Here is a 17,138-nt window from a genome sequence, read left to right on the forward strand (position 1 = left end):
CGCGTCAGCCCCACCCGCGGATGACGCGCAGGATGTCGTTGTAGAAGGCGAACGCCATCAGGCTGATCAGGATCACGAGCCCGACCTGCTGCGCGATCTCGCGGTGGCGCATGTCGAGGGGGCGGCGCATCACGATCTCCAGAACGAAGAACAGCAGATGACCACCGTCGAGGATCGGGATCGGCAGCAGGTTCAGGACCCCCAGATTGATCGAGATGACAGCGACGAACAGCAGGAGCGACTCGAGGCCGACCTGGGCCTGCTGCCCCGCTGCTTGGGCGATGAGGATCGGCCCGCCGATCTCCTGCGCCGGAATCCGCCCCTGCACGATCTTCACCACGCTCATGATGAGCGTGCGGCACCACCACAGCGTCTGGTCGGCGCCGCCCGCGATCGCTTCCAACGGGCCGACCGACACCAGCGCGAAGCCGCGCTCGATGCCGATCAGGTACGTCGTGCCGATCGCTTCGCCGAAGATGCTCTTTTCTGGCCGAGACTCGGGCGTGACCACCACCGTCAGCGCCTGATCGCCACGCTGCACGTCGAGGGTCACCGCCGCGCCGCCGCTGCCGCGAATCGCCTTCGACAGCTCCTCCCAGGTTCGTACCGCCTGGCCGTCGATCGCGGTCACCAGATCATCGGCCTGCAAGCCCGCGCGCGCCGCCGGCATGTCCTTGGTCACGACGCCGATGCGCGCCTGGTCCAACGGGACGCGCTGCCCGTAAGTCGCCAGCACCACGGTGAAGATGAGGAACGCGAACACCAAATTGAACACCGGGCCGGCAATGACAATGGCGATCCGCTTCCACACGCTCTGGTGCGAGAAGGAGATCCGCGGGTCCACCGGTTCCGTGGCGTCGGGGTCCTCGCCGACCATCTTCACGAACCCGCCGAGCGGAATCGCGCTGAGCACGTACTCGGTGCCGTTCACCGTGCGGCCGAAGAGCGTTGGCCCGAAGCCGACCGAGAACTTCAGCACCCCGACCCCCGACCACTTGGCGACCAGGAAATGCCCGAACTCGTGGACGATGATCAGCGAGCCGAGCACGACGATGAACGAGATGATGGCAGTCAGCATGCGCGGGACGCGACCGCGAGTCCGGTCGCCAACAGATAGTAGTACACGAGCACCAATGGGAAAAGCAGGCTATCGATGCGATCGAGCACGCCGCCATGGCCGGGGAAGAGCGCCCCCGACTCCTTGGCGCCGAAGACACGTTTCATGACCGATTCGCTGAGGTCACCGAGCTGGCCGATCACCGACATCAACGCGCCGAGTAGCAGGATCTCCGCGAACCCGCGCTGCGGAAACAGGACCAGCTTGGCGAGCGCCGCGCACAGCAGGCTGGCGGCGACGATGCCGAGCGCGCCTTCGACCGTCTTCCCTGGGCTGAGATGCGGAATCAGCTTGCGGCGGCCGAGGGCGTGACCGACGAAGTAGCCGCCGGTGTCACCAGCCATGCCGATGGCGATGACGAAGGTCACCCATGCCGCCCCATCGGGCAGCGCCCGCAGCCAGAAGAAATGCGGCAGCAACAGACCGCCGTACAGGACGCCGACGGCGATCGCGCCGACATCGGCCAAGGCGGCGGCGAGATCGCGGCGCGCCAGGACGACGTAGCTCATCGCCACCGGCAGCACGGCAGCGAGGCTGGCGACCACCCAGACGCCGGGACTCCGCGCGCTCACCGCCGCGAGCACCACGGCGGCGCCGAGCGCGGTGCCGAGCACGCGCGGTCCGGGCCGGTCGGCGAATGCGAGACGCAGGTACTCGACGATCGCCAGCATGGCGACGACGACGACCAGGGCCCCCCAGCCCCACATCGGGGCGAGGAAGATGATCGCCAACAACAGCGGGATCGCGACCGCGGCGGTCGCGAGCCTAGCGCGCAGCACCGGCGCGCCCCTGTTCCTGTTGCTTGCCCGTCAGCCCGAAGCGGCGCTCCCGCTGCTGGAAGTGCACGAGCGCGTCGACGAACGCCTGCTCGCGGAAGTCCGGCCACAACGTGTCGGTGACGTACAGCTCAGTGTAGGCGAGCTGCCAGAGGAAGAAGTTGGAGATCCGCATCTCGCCGCTGGTGCGGATGAGCAGATCGGGATCAGGCATGCCGGCGGTGCCGAGCGCGTCGGCGAAGCGCTGGGAGTCGATCGCCGATGGGTCGAGGCTACCTGCCTGCACCTGCCTCGCGAGCCGTCTGGCGGCGGCCAGAATGTCCTCCCGGCCGCCGTAGCTGACGCACAGTCCGACGACGAGGCGGGAATTTTCGCGAGTGAGCGCGACGACGTCCTCGAGCTCGCGGCGTACCGCTTCCGGCAAGCGCTCCATGTCGCCGATGGCGCGAACCTGCACCTCGTTCTTCATCAGGCGCTTGACTTCGGTGCGCAGGTAGCGCCGGAGCAGCGCCATCAGGGCATTCACCTCACGGTGCGGCCGCTGCCAGTTCTCGGTCGAGAACGCGAACAGGCTGAGGTACGGAATACCGAGGCGGCGGGCCGTCTCGACCACGGCGCGCACCGACTCCTTGCCACGGCGGTGGCCCTCGATGCGGGAGAGGCCGCGGCGCTGAGCCCAGCGGCCGTTGCCGTCCATGATGACGGCGACGTGACGCGGCAGTCGCGTCGGGTCGAGCGCGGAGGTGTCGAGCCCGCGCACCGCTCACACCTCCATGATCTCGTCTTCTTTGGCCTTGAGAATCTTGTCGAGCCGCTCGGTGTAGTCCTTGGTGAGCTCCTGCGTCTTGTCGTGACCGCGGCGCAGGTCGTCCTCGGTGATGTCGCCATCCTTCTGCAGCTCTTTGAGCATGTCGTTCGCGTCGCGGCGGTGGTTGCGGATCGAAACGCGAAAGTCCTCCGCCACCTTGCGGACGTGCTTCACCAGATCTTTGCGCCGCTGCTCGGTCAACTCCGGGATCGGCACGCGCACCAACTTGCCGTCGTTCTGCGGCATCAGGCCGAGGTCGGACTGCAGGATGGCCCGCTCGATCTCGTTGATCGCGCTGCGGTCGTAGGGCTGGATCACCAGCAGACGGGGTTCGGGAGCGGACAGCGTCGCCAGTTGGTTCAGCGGCGTCCGCGCGCCGTAGTATTCGACGACGATGCCCTCGAGAAGCGCCGTCGACGCGCGGCCGGTGCGCGTGCGGGAGAGCTCCCGGCGCATCGCCGTGACGGTGTCCTCCATTTCCTTCTTGACGTCGGCGAGAACGTCTTCGGTCGCGCCCATCAGTGCACCAGAGTGCCGATCATCTCGCCGCGCAGCGCCCGCTGGATGTTTCCCTGCACCGTCATGTTGAAGACCATGATCGGCAACGAATTCTCGCGGCACAGGGTGACCGCGGTCGCATCCATGACCTTGAGCTGTTGGCGGAGAAAATCGTTGTACGCCAGCTCCGAGAACCGGGTGGCGTTGGCGTCGAGCTTGGGGTCGGCGTTGTAGACGCCGTCCACCTTCGTGGCCTTCAGGATGATCCCGGCGCCGATCTCGGCGGCGCGCAGGCTCGCGGCCGTGTCGGTGCTGAAGAAGGGATTGCCGGTGCCGGCGGCGAAGATGACGATACGCCCCTTCTCCAGGTGCCGCATGGCTCGGCGCCGGATGTAGGGCTCGGCGATCTGGCGGATCTCGATGGCCGACATGACGCGGGTGGGCAGGCCGTGCCGCTCGAGCGCGTCCTGCAGGGCCAAGGCGTTGATCACCGTTGCCAGCATGCCCATGTAGTCGCCGGTGGCTCGGTCGGTCCCCTGGTCCGCGACGTGCACGCCGCGGAAGATGTTGCCGCCGCCGATGACCAGCGCCACCTCGACGCCGTGCTCGCTGGCGGCGCGGATCTCCTCGCCGATCGCCGCCAGCACCGCGGTGTCGATGCCGAAGGCGGCGTTGCCCATCAGGGCCTCGCCGCTCAGCTTGAGCAGGACGCGCCGGTAGCGCAGACCGCGGACCGGCGTGCGGTCCGTGGCATCCACCTCGTCGCGCGCGCCCATGGACGCCTCAGTGTTCGCCGGACTGCTCGCCGAGTTGGAACCGCGCGAAGCGGCGGACGACGATGTTCTCGCCCATCTTCGCCACCGCGTCCGACACCAACCGGGAGACCGGCTTGTCGGCGTCCTTGATGAAGGCCTGCTCGAGCAGGCAGACGTCGGCGTAGAACTTCTCGATCTTGCCGGCGACCATCTTCTCGATCACCGGCGCCGGCTTACCGCTGCTCGCCGCCTGCGCGGCGTAGATCTGGCGCTCCTGTTCCAGCACCTCCGCGGGCACGTCCTCGCGGCTCACGTAGCGCGGGTTGGCGGCGGCAACCTGCATCGCCAGATCGCGCACCAGGCCGCGGAAGTCGTCCGTGCGAGCGACGAAGTCGGTCTCGCAGTTGACCTCGATCAGCACTCCGATCTTGCCGCCAGCGTGGATGTAGGCCTCCACCAGACCGTCGGCCGCCGTGCGGCCGGCCCGTTTGGCGGCGGCCGCCAGGCCCTTCTCGCGCAGGTAGACAATGGCCTTCTCGATGTCGCCGTCGACCTCGGCCAGCGCCTTCTTGCAATCCATCATGCCGGCGCCCGTGCGCTCGCGCAGATCGCGCACCGACGAGGCGCTCACCTCGCTCATTCGATCGCCCCTTCCGACGCCGTCTCGGGCGCGAATTCACGCTCCACCGCTGCGGTCGGTGCCGGCCGCGCCGAGGGCTCCGCCGGCGCGTCGACGCCGCGGGCACGCTCCTCGTACACCGCGCGTCCCTCGAGCACCGAGTCGGCGATCGCGCCGCAGAACAGGCGGATGGCGCGGATCGCATCGTCGTTGCCCGGAATGCGGTAGTCGATCATGTCCGGATCGCAGTTCGAATCGACCACCGCGACCACCGGAATGCCGAGCTTGTTGGCTTCCTTGACCGCGATGTCTTCCTTGATGGTATCGATGATGAACAGGGCGTCCGGCAGCTTGCGCATGGTCTTGATGCCGCCGAGCGTATGCACCAGGCGGTCGCGCTCGCGGCTGAGCTCGAGGAGCTCGCGCTTCTTCAGGCCCTCGGTCTGGTTCGGATCCTCGAGCATCTCCTCGAGCTTGCGCAGTCGCTCGACGCTCTGCTTGACGGTCTGGAAGTTGGTGAGCGTTCCACCGAGCCAGCGATTGCTGACGTAGAAAGCGCCGCAGCGCTCCGCCTCTTCCATGACGGCGTCCTGCGCCTGCTTCTTGGTTCCGACACAGAGGAGCGAGCCGCCGCTGGCAGCGAGATCGCGCACGTACGCCGTGGCGTCCTGCAGCATCTTCACCGTCTGCTGCAGGTCGATGATGTAGATCCCGTTGCGGGCCCCGAAAATGTACGGCTTCATCTTCGGGTTCCAGCGGCTCGTCTGGTGGCCGAAGTGCACGCCGGCCTCCAGGAGCTGCTTCATACTCACTTCCGGCATTCCGCGCTCCTCGTTCTGCTTTGGGTGATCCGTACGCCTAGCAGATGTTTTCCACCTCGGGCAACCACCGTGCGGCGGGAACAGGCTCTGCGCCGCGGAGGGCGCTGCGGGCACGGCGAATTCCTGCCGTGGCCGCCGTCCCCCGTGCCCGCAGCGCCCTCCGCGGCGCAGGGATCTCGTCCACTACTGGTTCATATTCTCCAGAAATTCCGCGTTGTTCTTCGTGCCCTCGATCTTGTCGATGAGGAATTCCATGGCCTCGACGGGGTTGAGCTGGGACAGCAGCTTGCGCAGGACCCAGATTCGCTTGGTGACGTCCTTGCCGAGCAGCAGCTCTTCCTTGCGGGTGCCTGAACGATTGATGTCGATGGCCGGGAAGGTCCGCTTGTCGACCAGACGGCGGTCGAGGTGGACCTCCATGTTGCCGGTCGCCTTGAACTCCTCGAAGATCACTTCGTCCATGCGGCTTCCGGTGTCGATCAGGGCGGTGCCGAGGATCGTCAGGCTGCCGCCATCCTCGATGTTGCGCGCCGCGCCGAGGAACTTCTTCGGCTTGTGCAGCGCGTTCGAATCGACGCCGCCGGAGAGGATCTTGCCGCTTGGCGGTACGACGGTGTTGTAGGCGCGCGCCAGGCGGGTGATGCTGTCGAGCAGAATCACGACGTCGCGCCCGTGCTCGACCAGGCGCTTCGCCTTCTCGATCACCATCTCGGCGACCTGGACATGGCGCGTGGCCGGCTCGTCGAACGTCGAGCTGATGACTTCGCCCTCGACCGAGCGCTGCATGTCGGTCACTTCCTCTGGCCGCTCGTCGATGAGCAGCACGATGAGGACGACCTCCTTGTGGTTGCGGGTGATGCCGTGCGCGATGTTCTGCAGCATCACCGTCTTGCCGGTGCGTGGCGGGGCGACGATGAGGCCGCGTGTGCCCTTGCCGATCGGCGTGAAGAGGTCGATGAGGCGAGTCGTGTGCTCTTCGGGATCGTGCTCGAGGCGGAGCTGTTCGTTGGGGTAGAGCGGCGTCAGGTTGTCGAAGAGGATGATGTCGCGCGCCCGCTCCGGCTCCTCGTAGTTGATGGCCTCGACCTTGAGCAGCGCGAAGTAGCGCTCGCCCTCCTTGGGGGGGCGGATCTGGCCGGACACGACATCACCGGTGCGCAGGTTGAAGCGGCGGATCTGGCTGGGCGAGACGTAGATGTCGTCGGGACCGGGGAGGTAGTTGTAGTCGGGCGCCCGCAGGAAGCCGAAGCCGTCGGGCAGGATCTCCAGCACGCCCTCCCCGTACACCAGACCGCTCTGCTCGGTCTGCGCGCCGAGAATCGCGAAGATCAGCTCCTGCTTGCGCATCGCCGACGCGCCATCGACGTTGAAACCCTTGGCGATCTGCGCCAGCTCGCTGATCTTCTTCGATTTCAGCGACTTGAGATTGAGGCCATGGTCACCGTTGACCGCCTCCTCCTCCACGGCGTCGTCGGTCGGTTCGGCGGGCGGCGCCACGGCGACCTCGGCGGCGACGGCGCCGCCGTCGCCATCGCGACGGCGGCGCTCGACACGGCCTGCGACCGCCGCCGCAGACGGTGTCCGATTCCTCCCGACGCTCTCGTCGGCCATGTTGGATCCTCTCCGTGGGGCGTGTGGTGGTGGAATTGTCAGGCAGGGGAACGCCGGCGCGAGGGCCTGGAGGTTGATCCAGAGCGGCGCCGGGTCGTGGAATCGGGCGGGACGCTATGGGACGGCATCTGGGATGTCAAGCTTGTGCCGCGCAGGGCCGCCAGCGCCGCGGCGAAGTCCGTCGGCAGGGGGGCGGCGAGCCTCATCCGCTCCCCGCTCGTCGGGTGGCGGAAGTCGATCGCCTCGGCGTGCAGCGCCTGGCGTGGGATCAGATCGCTCTGGCCCGGGTGTCCGCGCGCGTACAGGAGGTCAGAGACCACCGGGTGGCCGATCGAGGCGAGGTGAACGCGAATCTGGTGGGTCCGGCCGGTTTCCGGATTCGCCCGCACCAGCGCGACGCGACCCGATTGCTCGAGCACCTCGTACCGGGTGGTTGCCACGCGGCCGCGCGCCCGCACCGCCATCTTCTTGCGCTCGACCGGATGACGACCGATCGGCCGGTCGATGACCCCGCGCGACGGTCGCGGCGCGCCCCAGACCAGGGCCAGGTAGTCCTTCTTGATCTCGCGGCGCCGGAACTGATCGCCAAGGTTGGCGAGTGCCGCGGACGTCCGTGCGATGAGGAGAATCCCCGAGGTGTCCTTGTCGAGGCGATGGACGATGCCGAGGCGATCCGGATCGAGATCCGTTGGCACCGCCTGCCAGCGATGCAGCAGGGCACTCACCAACGTGCCCTGCCAGTGTCCCGGCGCCGGGTGCACCACCAGACCGGGCGGTTTGTTGATCGCCAGCAGCGACGCATCCTCGAAGAGGACGTCGAGGTCGATTGGCGCCGCGACGGCGCGAATCTCGGGCAGCGGCAGTGGGTCGGCGACGATCTCGTCACCGGCGCGCAACGTGGTGCCGGGCTTCACCGCGCGATCACCGACGCGTACCCGGCCGGCCGCGATCAGACGTCGCACCTGCGATCGCGTCCCCAGCACCTGGCGCTCGGTGAGGAAGTGATCGAGGCGCGCACCTGCCTCCGCTGCGCCCACCGTCCACATGTGGCGCGGCTCATCAGTGGCCATTGCCGTGCGTCGCGAGCAGGTCGCGCGCCGCCGCCATGTCGGCACGGATCTGCGCCACCAGCGCTTCGATGCCTGCGAACTTCTGCTCGCCCCGCAACCGCGCCACGAACGACACCTCGAGACGCTCTCCGTACAGGTCGCCACTGAACTCGAAGAGATGGGTCTCGACCGAGCGCGCAACATTGCCGAAGGTCGGATTCAAGCCGATGTTCGCGACGCCATCGCGCCGGACGCCCCGGTGGACGGCGCGCACCGCGTACACGCCGTCCGGCGGCAGCACGAGATGCTGCACGCGCAAGTTGGCGGTCGGAATGCCAAGCCGGGCGCCGCGATGAAACCCGTGGATCACCGGACCCTCGACGGCGTGCGGCCGCCCGAGCGCACGCTCCACCGCCGGGAGGTCACCGCCGATGAGCCATTCGCGAATGTTCGCCGCCGTCAGCGGCAAGGCGCCGTTCAGCGCCAGCTCTACCCGCTCGACGTCCACGCCTGGCCCCGTCAGCTCGCCGCCGGTAACCAGCGCCGCCGCACCGAGACGCGCCGCCACGGCCGCGTCGTCAGCCGGGTCGTCCCGGCCGAGCAGCACCCCCCAGTCGACCCCCCACTCGCGCAGCAGTGCTACTCGTTGCCGCAGGGTGGTCAACGCCCGGCCGCGCTCGGGCGCATAGCGGAGGGCCACCACCGCTTCGGCGCGACGCGCGCGGGCCAGCGCGGCGAGGCGGCCGAGCACCCGCTGGTGGCCGCGGTGCACTCCATCGAAACGCCCGACGGCGACCACTCGCGGCCGAGTGACCGGCTCTGTGCGCGCCAGATGACGAACCAGCAGCATGGAGCGCAGGGCGCCGCGCGGGCGCGTCAGTCGGCGAGGGACTGGAGCTGCTGCCGCCCGATCTGCGCTTCCTCCGAGCTCGGGTGGTCGCTGATGAGTTTCTGCAGCACCAGCTTGGCGTCGATCTTGTCCCCCGAGGTCGAGAAGGCACTCGCCAGGGCCAGCAGCGCTCCGGGCACCTGGTCCCCCTGCGGAAACTTGAGCAGCACCTCGTTGAACTCGATGATCGAGCGATTGTAGTCGCCCTGCGCGTAGTACGCCTCGCCGATCCAGTACTGGGCGTTGTCGGCCAGCGGCGATTTCGGGTTGCCGCGCAGGAAATCCCGGAAACCGTTGATCGCCTGCTCGTGCTGGTTGTCGCGATAGAGCTGCAGCGCCCGCTGGTACGACAGCGGTGCGCTGCTCGCCGTCTGCGCGTCGCGACGCATCGCGATCTGCGCCGCGTCGCTGCCGGCAACGCGGGCGATCGGCGTCGCTGTCGGGCTGGCCTCCGCCCCGGCGCCCGGAGTCGACGTAGGCTCGGCGGTCCGCGACGCCTCGATGTCGGCGAGACGCCGCTCCAGCTCCTTGACCCGATCCTGTGCCGCGCGCGTCTTCGAATCCGACTGCGACGAGCGCATGGTGTCGACACGGCGCGAGAGCGCGTCGACCGACACCTGCAGATCCGCCAGCGACGCTCGCATCTCCTGCTGATCGCGGCGCACGCGCTCGAAGTCAGCGCGGGTGACGCAGCCGGCGACCGTCAGCGACGCGAGACAGGCAATCGCGGTCAGTTGCCGACGGGCACGAGATGGGCGCGCCGGTTCCGGCTCCAGCACGACTCGGTTTCCTCCTGGCACAGCGGCAACTCCTCGCCGTAACTGATCGTGGTCAGGCGGTCGCGGCCAATCCCGAGAGCGATGAGATAGCTCTTCGCCGCGGCGGCCCGTTTGGCTCCCAGCGCGAGATTGTACTCCACGGTGCCACGGTTGTCACAGTGCCCTTCGATCTCGACCCGCACCTCGGGGTGATCCTTGAGCCACTCGGCATCTTCCTGCAGGGTCTGCCGCGCCGATTCGTCGAGCTCGAACGAGTCGTAGTTGAAATGGATGTCGTGCAGGGGGCCGGAATCGCTGCCAGCGCCGCCGGCGCCGTACTTGCCCTGCTGCGCCAGCGCCAGGCTACCGCCCGGCGCGCCACCAGCACCGAGCGATTCCTCGCCGTAGCCTGCCTCACCTTCCTGCCCCTCGAGGCCCGCGCTGCCCTTCTTTTTGGACGAGCACCCAAGCGAGACGAGCATGGCCAACACCACCGCCAACCCAACGAACGACCTGTTCATCGCGTGTACCCTCATCCAGTGGAGCCGCGCGGATCGCGCTACTCCAACCAACCCGACCACGCTGGAGAGGTATCACCGCCCCCCCCCGTGGTCAATTCTGCTTGGTTCGCTCCAGACAGATCCGAGAGATAGATTTTTGCTGCGCCGCCGCGTTTGGAGCTGAAGACGAGATAGCGACCGTCGGGCGACCAACTCGGATCCTCGTTGCTGCCGACCGATGTCACCTGACGCGCGTCGGAGCCGTCGGTCTTGACGGTCATGATCTGAAAACGCCCATCGGCGCGCGTCGCATACGCGATGCGATCGCCCTTCGGCGCCCAACTCGGCGAGGTATTGTAGCGCCCCGCGCTGCTCACCCGACGCACGCCGCTGCCGTCGGCGTTCATCACGTAAATCTGCGGCGACCCCGATCGATCGGAACAGAAGACGAGCTGCGTGCCGTCGGGCGACCAATTGGCGGACACGTCGACGGCCCAGTGTTCGGTCAGTCGGCGCGCCAACGAACCGTCCGGATTGAGGATGGCGATCTCCGGGTTGCCATCGAACTCGAGCGTGACCGCAATCTGCCTGCCGTCCGGCGACCAGCGCCCACCGAGATTGAGGCCGCGCAGCGCCGACAACCGCGACCAGGCGCCGCGCCCGAGCCCGATCGCGTAGAGATCCGGGTTGCCGCTGCGGAACGAGGTCAGGATCAGCGACCGGTTGTCCGGCGCCCACGACGGCGACAGGTTGATCGTGTTCTCGCTGGTGATGCGGCGCACGTCCTCGCCATCGGCGCCCATGACGTACACATCCTTGAAGCGGCCGCTGCGGGTCGACAGGAAGGCGATCTGCGAATCAAACGGTCCGCGCTCGCCGGTGAAAGTCTGGATGACCTCGTCGGCGAAGCGATTGGCCATCCGTCGTTCGTCACCGACGACGCCGCGGAAGCGACGCCCCGCCAATTGACGCCGCTGACCGACGTCGAAGAGCCGCGCTTCGATCGTCAGATCGTTGCCCTGCCGCTCCGCGGTCCCCTTCACCAGCGCCAGGGCGCCGATCACCGACCAGTTCTCGAAGTTGATCGCCTCGGCGGTGACGCCGGCGGTCTGTGCGTTCTCGATGTACGCGTCGCGCGGCAGGACGCGGAACAGTCCCGAGAGCTCGAGGTCGCGTCCCAGCACCTCGGTGAAGCGATCACCGGCGCCGCCGGTGATCTGCTTGAGGGGGGCGACGGCAATCGGATAGCGGGTGACCCCGGGACCGACGATCGTCGAACGGACCTGGCCGACGGCCGGATGCGCCACCACCGCGGCGACGACTCCGGCCAGGACGAGTGGGCTGATGCGCATCACGACTCCAGATCGCTGGCCCGGAAGGTCAGCTCGACGGTGGCAAAGGCGTCCCGGTACTTCTCGGGAACCGGTTCGAGTGGATTTACGGCGCGTACGGCGCGCTCGGCCGAGGCATCATAGGAGGTGTCGCCGCTCGATTGAATGGTGTGGACGTTGCGGATCTGTCCGTCGGGCGCGACGTTGAATTGGATGATGACGGTGAGCGAGCGGTCGGCACCACTCCAGGCCCAGGCGTTCTTGATGCGCTCGCGCATCCGCCCTTCGTAGAGGACGTACTGCAGGTCGGTCGGGGTGCCGCCGACGCCGCTCCCGGGGCCGGCCGAGATGGGGCCGCCGGCGCTCGGCGCGCCGGAACCACCCTTCTCGAGCTGCTGCGCGCGCTTCTGCACCGCAGCGGCGATGCGATCGTCCACGGCCTTGCCCGTCGCTGCGCGTTGCCCCTCTTCCGCGGCGCGCTTCTGCACCGCGGCGCGAATCGCCTGATCGCGCCGCTGCGCCTCGTCCACCGGTTGCTTCGCCGCCGGCGTCGGCGCCACCGCGACGGCCTTGCTCGGCGCGGTCTTGGGCGGCACCTTCGCGACCGACTTGGCCGCCTCCGCCGGCTTCGCGGCGTCCTTCTCCGGCGCCGGCTTCTGCGCCGCCGGCGCCGGCGGCTTCTCCGCCGGCTTCGCCTTCGCCGGGGCAGCGGACGGTGGAGCCGGCGCTGCCGGCTTGTTCTCCGCGACCGCCTTCGGCTTCGGCGCTTCGGCAGCAGGCTTCCCCTTCAGCGCTTCGGCAGGCTTTGCGGGCTGCGGCGGCTTCACCTCGGATTTCGGCTTCGGTTCGGGCGCCTTCGGCTCCGGCTTTGCGTCCGCCGGCTTCGCGTCGACCGGCTTTGGCGGTGGCTTGGGCGGCTCGGCGGCGACCGGCGGCTGTGGTTGCGGTTGCGGCGCCTCCACCGGCTTCGCCGGCTCGATCGCCTCCGGCGCCTCGGCGAGCGGCGGAGGCGGGACGACCGGTTCCGCGGCGGGTGGCGGAGCCACGGCCTGCGGCGGCGGCACCGCCGCGGGCGCGGGCTCGGCAGCCTGAGGCTCGAGCTTGGCGGCGACGGGCTTCTTCGGTCCGCCACCGGGGAGCAAATTGGTGCCGCCGATCACATCCGGCGCGACGAGATCGACGGTGTACGATTGCACGCGCGGTGGGGCGCTGAGGAAGCGGCCCGGCATGGCGACCAGCAGGCCGATGGCGCCGACGTGGACCAGCGCCGAGATGACGATGGTGCCGATGAGGCCGCGCTCGACACCGCGCGGCGCGAGCTCCGGCGCCGCCGAGTGCATCAGGACTGCGGTGCCTCCGTAATCATGCCGAGTCGCTGGACGCCGGCCTCGCGCAGCGAGCCGATGACCCGCATCACCTCTCCATAGGGCACCGCGGCGTCGGCACGAACGAACACGCTGCGATCGGGCGCCTCGCGCAGGACGCCCTGCATCCTGCTCAACAGGTCGGGGGCGCTCATCGCCGTGTCATTGAGGTAGATCTCGCCAGCGCGCGTGACGGTCACGACCAGTTGCACCTCGTCGCCGCTGACCGGCCCGGCCTTCACCTTCGGCAGGTTCACGTCGACGCCCTGGTGCAGGATCGGTGCGGTCACCATGAAGATGACGAGCAGCACCAGCATGACGTCGACGAGCGGCGTCACGTTGATCTGCGACAACGCTTCGTTGTTGCGCTCGCTGGTGAACGCCATTGGGTCTCAGTTGAGAAAGTGCCGTTCGGCGATGTTGAGGAACTCGAAGCCGAAATTGTCCATCTCAGCCGACAGGACGCGAATCTGTCGTGAGAAGGAGTTGTACGCGACGACGGCCGGGATGGCAGCGAACAGGCCGGTCGCGGTGGCGATCAGCGCCTCGGCGATGCCCGGCGCCACCGCCTGGATGGTCGACGACTGGGTGGCGCTCAGGCCGAGGAAGGCGTGCATGATGCCCCACACGGTGCCGAAGAGCCCGATGAACGGCGTCGCACTCGCCGTCGTGGCGAGGAACGTCAGCGCACGCTCGAGCGACGTCAACTGCTGCGTGGCGGCGCGCCGCATGGCACGCTCGACGTTGGCGACGCCGCCCAGATCGGTGCTGAGCTGCGCCTCTTCCGCCTGCCGTTTGGCGCGGGTCAGGCGGACCAACTCCTGGTAGCCGGCGCGGAACACCTGCGCCACCGGACTGTCGGCCATCTCCTGGCTCGCGGCATGAACGGTGGTGAGATTCTTCGTCTCCCAGAAGGTCTCGATGAAGCGATCGGAAGCGCGCCGCGCGGTGCGGATCTGGCGTGCTTTGTAGAGGATCACCCCCCAACTGGCGATCGAAAAGAAGACCAAGAGGTAGAGCACGGCCTGCACGACGGGTCCGGAACCCGTCACCATCGTCAGCAGGTCGTCATTGCTCGGACCCGCGCCGACTGTCAGCGCCGCCAGAAGGGACGGCACCATTGCCGCTGCCATCAGCTACCTCACCACCACCCCTGCGAATCGAACGCTATTATGGGCCACCCACGCGAGTCAACGAAGCTGCGCCCTAGTTTCTTGACTTCGCAACGCTAAACTGGGAACGACTCGGTTTTTCCCTCTTCCAGCAGGAGAGCTCTGACGATGGCAACCAAGGTCGGTATCAACGGTTTTGGCCGGATCGGTCGCAACATCCTGCGCGCCGCGCTCAAGCACGGCAGCTCTCTCGAGTTCGTCGCGGTCAACGACCTCACCGACCCCAAGACCCTGGCACATCTGCTCAAGTACGACTCCGTCCACGGCACCCTGTCCTGCGCGGTCGAGCCGAGCGACAAGGCGCTCCTCGTAGACGGCAAGCCGATCCGCGTATTCAGCGAACGGGACCCGGCCAAATTGCCCTGGAAGGATCTCGGGGTCGACGTCGTGCTCGAGTGCACGGGCCTGTTCACCGACCGCGACAAGGCGGCGGCCCACCTGGCCGCCGGCGCCAAGAAGGTCATCATCTCCGCTCCGGCGAAGGGCGCCGACCTGACGATCTGCTTCGGGGTCAACCACCTCGCCTACGAGGCGGCGAAGCATCACGTGGTCTCGAACGCCTCGTGCACGACCAATTGCCTGGCGCCGGTCGCCAAGGTCCTGCACGAGCAGTTCGGCATCACGCGCGGCCTCATGACGACGGTGCACGCCTACACCAACGACCAGCAGATCCTCGACCTGCCGCACAAGGACCTCCGGCGCGCCCGGGCCGCGGCGATGTCGATGATTCCAACCACCACCGGCGCGGCCCGCGCGGTCGGCGAGGTGCTGCCCGACCTGAAGGGCAAGTTGGACGGCATGGCGATCCGGGTGCCGACGCCGAACGTCTCGGTGGTCGACCTGACAGCGGAGCTCAAGGGCGCGGCCACCGAGCAGCAGATCAACGACGCCATGCGCGCGGCGGCCGCCGGCCCGCTCAAGAACATCCTCGCCTGCGCCGAGCAGGAACTGGTGTCGATCGATTTCAACGGCTCGTCGGCCTCGTCGACCGTCGATCTGCCGCTCACCAAGGTGATGGCCGGCAATTTCTGCAAGGTCCTGTCCTGGTATGACAACGAGTGGGGATTCTCGAACCGGATGGTCGACGTCGCCACGCTGATCGGAGCCAAGCTCTGAACCGAGAGCGGGGCCGATGCGACTGCTCAACGATCTCGACCTGAACGGCAAGCGGGTCTTCATCCGCGTCGACTTCAACGTGCCGCTGAAGAACGGCGCGGTCAGCGATGCGACGCGAATCGAGGCGGCGCTGCCGACGATACGCTATGCGCTGAAGCAGGGGGCCCGGGTGATCCTCGCCTCCCACCTCGGCCGGCCGAAGGGCAAAGTCGATCCCGCTTTCAGCCTCGAACCTGTGCGCAAGGTGCTGGCCACGATTCTCAACCAGCCGGTACCGCTGGCGCCCGATTGCGTCGGTCCCGAGGCGGAGGCGATGGCGACGGCGCTCGCGCCGGGCGAGGTGCTGTTGCTCGAGAACCTGCGCTTCCACGCCGAAGAGGAAAAGAACGACGAGGCTTTCGCGCGCGCGCTCGCGCGGCTGGCCGATGTCTACGTCAACGACGCCTTCGGCACCGCGCACCGGGCGCACGCTTCGACCGCCGGCATGGTGCCCTTCGTCGCGGAGCGCGCCGCGGGCTTTCTCCTGCAGCGCGAATGCGAATACCTCGGCAAGGTCCTGCAGTCGCCGGCGCGGCCGCTGGTCGCCATCCTCGGCGGCGCGAAGGTCTCGGACAAGATCAAGGTCATTCGCTCGCTGCTGTCGCGGGTCGACTCGCTGCTGATCGGCGGCGCGATGGCCTACACGTTCCTGCGCGCCCAGGGCGTGGCGACCGGCAGGTCGCTGGTCGAGGAGGACCAGATCCCGCTCGCCAGCAGCCTGCTGGAGGACGCGGCGAAGCGCGGCGTGATGATGCTGTTGCCGGTGGACCATGTCGTCACGCCGGATGCGAAGCGCCCCGACGCCGCCGTGACCGTGCGCGAGATCGCAGCGGATCAGGTCGCCCTCGACATCGGTCCGGAGACGGTCGAGCGCTTCCGGGCTGCCCTGGCGCAAGCGCGCACCATCTTCTGGAACGGCCCGCTGGGGATGTTCGAGGTACCGCCGTTCGATCGCGGCACCGTGGCGATCGCCGCCGCGGTCGCCGACTCCGAGGCGACCAGTATCATCGGCGGTGGCGATTCCGTCGCGGCGGTAATCCGCTCCGGGCGCGCCGATGATATCTCCCACATCTCCACCGGTGGCGGCGCGTCGCTCGAGTTCGTCGAAGGCGATCCCCTGCCCGGCCTGGCCGCGCTGGCAGCGAGCTGATGACCGCTCGGACGCCGCTCCTGGCAGGCAACTGGAAGCTGCACTGCCGGATCGACGAAGCCTTGTCGTTGATCGATGCCCTGCTGCCGTTGATCGACACGGCGGCAGATCGCGACGTACTGGTCGCCCCACCCTTCACCGCCATCGCGGCGGTCGCCGCGCGCCTGCGGGGCACGCGCGTCCACGTGGCCGGCCAGGATCTCTACTGGGAGGACCAGGGCGCCTATACCGGGGAGGTGTCCGGACCGATGCTGGCGAGCGCCGGCTGCAGCCACGTCATCGTCGGGCACTCCGAGCGGCGTCAGTTCTTCGGCGACTCGGACCAATGGGTCGGGCGCAAGACGGCAGCGGCGCTGCGCGCTGATCTGACGCCGATCATCTGTGTCGGCGAGACGTTGGCCGAGCGCGAATCCGGCACCACGCTGGCGGTGGTCGGGCGCCAGGTGAGCGCGGCGGTCAGCGATCTCGACCCGGCGGCACTACGACGCGTCGTCATCGCCTACGAACCCGTGTGGGCCATCGGCACGGGCAAGGTGGCGACTCCGGAGCAGGCGCAGGAGGTCCATCGCGCCCTCCGCGAGATGCTTGCGGCCCAAGGGGGACCCGAGATTGCCGCTGCGGTGAGAATCCTTTATGGAGGCAGCGTGAAACCGGACAACATCGATGCGCTGATGGCGCAGCCAGACCTCGACGGCGCCCTTGTGGGCGGTGCCAGTCTGCAGGCCGCCGACTTCGCGCGCATCGTCCGCTTCAACGCCTGACCCC

The 17,138-nt window shown here is 68.1% G+C and carries 19 protein-coding genes; 3 read left to right on the forward strand and 16 right to left on the reverse strand.

All coding sequences use genetic code 11. The annotated features are described in order from the left end of the window. Window positions 1-4: 4 nt before the first annotated feature. The 16 genes from rseP to tolQ all read right to left on the reverse strand — a co-directional run bounded on the left by rseP (window position 5) and on the right by tolQ (window position 13,957). Window positions 5-1,075, reverse strand: a complete 1,071-nt coding sequence (gene rseP, locus KF840_15340) for an RIP metalloprotease RseP (GenBank protein MBX3026282.1) — start codon at window positions 1,073-1,075, stop codon at window positions 5-7. Beyond that, complete coding sequence (locus tag KF840_15345; GenBank protein ID MBX3026283.1) at window positions 1,072-1,896, reverse strand: phosphatidate cytidylyltransferase; 825 nt, start codon at window positions 1,894-1,896, stop codon at window positions 1,072-1,074. The genes rseP and KF840_15345 overlap by 4 nt, the downstream gene beginning before the upstream one ends. Then, window positions 1,883-2,590: a di-trans,poly-cis-decaprenylcistransferase gene (uppS, locus tag KF840_15350; GenBank protein ID MBX3026284.1), complete on the reverse strand. Its 708-nt coding sequence runs from the start codon at window positions 2,588-2,590 to the stop codon at window positions 1,883-1,885. The genes KF840_15345 and uppS overlap by 14 nt, the downstream gene beginning before the upstream one ends. Window positions 2,591-2,656: 66 nt before the next feature. Next, window positions 2,657-3,220, reverse strand: coding sequence for a ribosome recycling factor (gene frr, locus KF840_15355; GenBank protein ID MBX3026285.1), 564 nt, complete (start codon window positions 3,218-3,220; stop codon window positions 2,657-2,659). Continuing rightward, window positions 3,220-3,975 (reverse strand): UMP kinase, encoded by a 756-nt coding sequence (pyrH, locus tag KF840_15360; GenBank protein ID MBX3026286.1) that lies wholly within the window; start codon window positions 3,973-3,975, stop codon window positions 3,220-3,222. Before pyrH ends, frr begins: the two co-directional genes overlap by 1 nt. A gap of 7 nt (window positions 3,976-3,982) precedes the next feature. After that, a complete protein-coding gene (gene tsf, locus KF840_15365; GenBank protein ID MBX3026287.1) occupies window positions 3,983-4,594 on the reverse strand; it encodes a translation elongation factor Ts in 612 nt (203 codons plus the stop codon). After that, entirely contained in the window at window positions 4,591-5,394 is an 804-nt protein-coding gene (gene rpsB, locus KF840_15370; GenBank protein MBX3026288.1) for a 30S ribosomal protein S2, read from the reverse strand. Before rpsB ends, tsf begins: the two co-directional genes overlap by 4 nt. Window positions 5,395-5,577: 183 nt before the next feature. Then, window positions 5,578-7,005, reverse strand: coding sequence for a transcription termination factor Rho (gene rho / locus KF840_15375; GenBank protein ID MBX3026289.1), 1,428 nt, complete (start codon window positions 7,003-7,005; stop codon window positions 5,578-5,580). Window positions 7,006-7,043: 38 nt separating this feature from the next. After that, entirely contained in the window at window positions 7,044-8,051 is a 1,008-nt protein-coding gene (locus KF840_15380; GenBank protein ID MBX3026290.1) for an RluA family pseudouridine synthase, read from the reverse strand. A gap of 13 nt (window positions 8,052-8,064) precedes the next feature. Next, window positions 8,065-8,904: an adenylyltransferase/cytidyltransferase family protein gene (locus KF840_15385; GenBank protein MBX3026291.1), complete on the reverse strand. Its 840-nt coding sequence runs from the start codon at window positions 8,902-8,904 to the stop codon at window positions 8,065-8,067. Window positions 8,905-8,930: 26 nt separating this feature from the next. Beyond that, the gene (ybgF, locus tag KF840_15390) at window positions 8,931-9,722 is read right to left on the reverse strand and encodes a tol-pal system protein YbgF (protein MBX3026292.1); all 792 of its coding nucleotides are present in this window, start codon (window positions 9,720-9,722) and stop codon (window positions 8,931-8,933) included. Then, window positions 9,674-10,222 carry a peptidoglycan-associated lipoprotein Pal gene (gene pal, locus KF840_15395; GenBank protein ID MBX3026293.1) on the reverse strand — a complete coding sequence of 183 codons (549 nt, stop codon included), beginning with the start codon at window positions 10,220-10,222 and terminating at the stop codon, window positions 9,674-9,676. Before pal ends, ybgF begins: the two co-directional genes overlap by 49 nt. 38 nt (window positions 10,223-10,260) lie before the next feature. Then, the gene (gene tolB / locus KF840_15400; protein MBX3026294.1) at window positions 10,261-11,553 is read right to left on the reverse strand and encodes a Tol-Pal system beta propeller repeat protein TolB; all 1,293 of its coding nucleotides are present in this window, start codon (window positions 11,551-11,553) and stop codon (window positions 10,261-10,263) included. Then, window positions 11,553-12,872 carry a cell envelope integrity protein TolA gene (gene tolA, locus KF840_15405; GenBank protein ID MBX3026295.1) on the reverse strand — a complete coding sequence of 440 codons (1,320 nt, stop codon included), beginning with the start codon at window positions 12,870-12,872 and terminating at the stop codon, window positions 11,553-11,555. The genes tolB and tolA overlap by 1 nt, the downstream gene beginning before the upstream one ends. Next, window positions 12,872-13,282 (reverse strand): protein TolR, encoded by a 411-nt coding sequence (gene tolR / locus KF840_15410; protein MBX3026296.1) that lies wholly within the window; start codon window positions 13,280-13,282, stop codon window positions 12,872-12,874. The genes tolA and tolR overlap by 1 nt, the downstream gene beginning before the upstream one ends. A gap of 6 nt (window positions 13,283-13,288) precedes the next feature. After that, on the reverse strand, window positions 13,289-13,957 hold the full coding sequence (tolQ, locus tag KF840_15415) for a protein TolQ (protein MBX3026297.1): 669 nt from the start codon (window positions 13,955-13,957) through the stop codon (window positions 13,289-13,291). Between the two features lie 219 nt (window positions 13,958-14,176). Here tolQ and gap point away from each other — a divergent pair, with 219 nt between their 5' ends. From gap to tpiA, 3 genes are read left to right on the forward strand one after another with little or no spacing between them, the layout of a single operon-like run. After that, on the forward strand, window positions 14,177-15,184 hold the full coding sequence (gene gap / locus KF840_15420) for a type I glyceraldehyde-3-phosphate dehydrogenase (GenBank protein ID MBX3026298.1): 1,008 nt from the start codon (window positions 14,177-14,179) through the stop codon (window positions 15,182-15,184). Window positions 15,185-15,200: 16 nt separating this feature from the next. Continuing rightward, entirely contained in the window at window positions 15,201-16,373 is a 1,173-nt protein-coding gene (locus tag KF840_15425) for a phosphoglycerate kinase (protein ID MBX3026299.1), read from the forward strand. Continuing rightward, on the forward strand, window positions 16,373-17,134 hold the full coding sequence (tpiA, locus tag KF840_15430) for a triose-phosphate isomerase (GenBank protein ID MBX3026300.1): 762 nt from the start codon (window positions 16,373-16,375) through the stop codon (window positions 17,132-17,134). Before KF840_15425 ends, tpiA begins: the two co-directional genes overlap by 1 nt. The last annotated feature ends 4 nt before the right edge of the window (window positions 17,135-17,138 follow it).

This window comes from bacterium (assembly GCA_019637795.1).
Lineage (GTDB): Bacteria > Desulfobacterota > Binatia > HRBIN30 > CADEER01 > JAHBUY01.

Bases quoted from the DNA above. Each gene is read 5' to 3' on its own strand.
- uppS (MBX3026284.1), bottom strand. From the start codon at position 2,590: ATGGACGGCAACGGCCGCTGGGCTCAGCGCCGCGGCCTCTCCCGCATC.
- frr (MBX3026285.1), bottom strand. From the start codon at position 3,220: ATGGGCGCGACCGAAGACGTTCTCGCCGACGTCAAGAAGGAAATGGAG.
- pyrH (MBX3026286.1), bottom strand. From the start codon at position 3,975: ATGGGCGCGCGCGACGAGGTGGATGCCACGGACCGCACGCCGGTCCGC.
- tsf (MBX3026287.1), bottom strand. From the start codon at position 4,594: ATGAGCGAGGTGAGCGCCTCGTCGGTGCGCGATCTGCGCGAGCGCACG.
- rpsB (MBX3026288.1), bottom strand. From the start codon at position 5,394: ATGCCGGAAGTGAGTATGAAGCAGCTCCTGGAGGCCGGCGTGCACTTC.
- rho (MBX3026289.1), bottom strand. From the start codon at position 7,005: ATGGCCGACGAGAGCGTCGGGAGGAATCGGACACCGTCTGCGGCGGCG.
- KF840_15380 (MBX3026290.1), bottom strand. From the start codon at position 8,051: ATGTGGACGGTGGGCGCAGCGGAGGCAGGTGCGCGCCTCGATCACTTC.
- KF840_15385 (MBX3026291.1), bottom strand. From the start codon at position 8,904: ATGCTGCTGGTTCGTCATCTGGCGCGCACAGAGCCGGTCACTCGGCCG.
- pal (MBX3026293.1), bottom strand. From the start codon at position 10,222: ATGAACAGGTCGTTCGTTGGGTTGGCGGTGGTGTTGGCCATGCTCGTC.
- tolB (MBX3026294.1), bottom strand. From the start codon at position 11,553: ATGCGCATCAGCCCACTCGTCCTGGCCGGAGTCGTCGCCGCGGTGGTG.
- tolA (MBX3026295.1), bottom strand. From the start codon at position 12,872: ATGCACTCGGCGGCGCCGGAGCTCGCGCCGCGCGGTGTCGAGCGCGGC.
- tolR (MBX3026296.1), bottom strand. From the start codon at position 13,282: ATGGCGTTCACCAGCGAGCGCAACAACGAAGCGTTGTCGCAGATCAAC.
- gap (MBX3026298.1), top strand. From the start codon at position 14,177: ATGGCAACCAAGGTCGGTATCAACGGTTTTGGCCGGATCGGTCGCAAC.
- KF840_15425 (MBX3026299.1), top strand. From the start codon at position 15,201: ATGCGACTGCTCAACGATCTCGACCTGAACGGCAAGCGGGTCTTCATC.
- tpiA (MBX3026300.1), top strand. From the start codon at position 16,373: ATGACCGCTCGGACGCCGCTCCTGGCAGGCAACTGGAAGCTGCACTGC.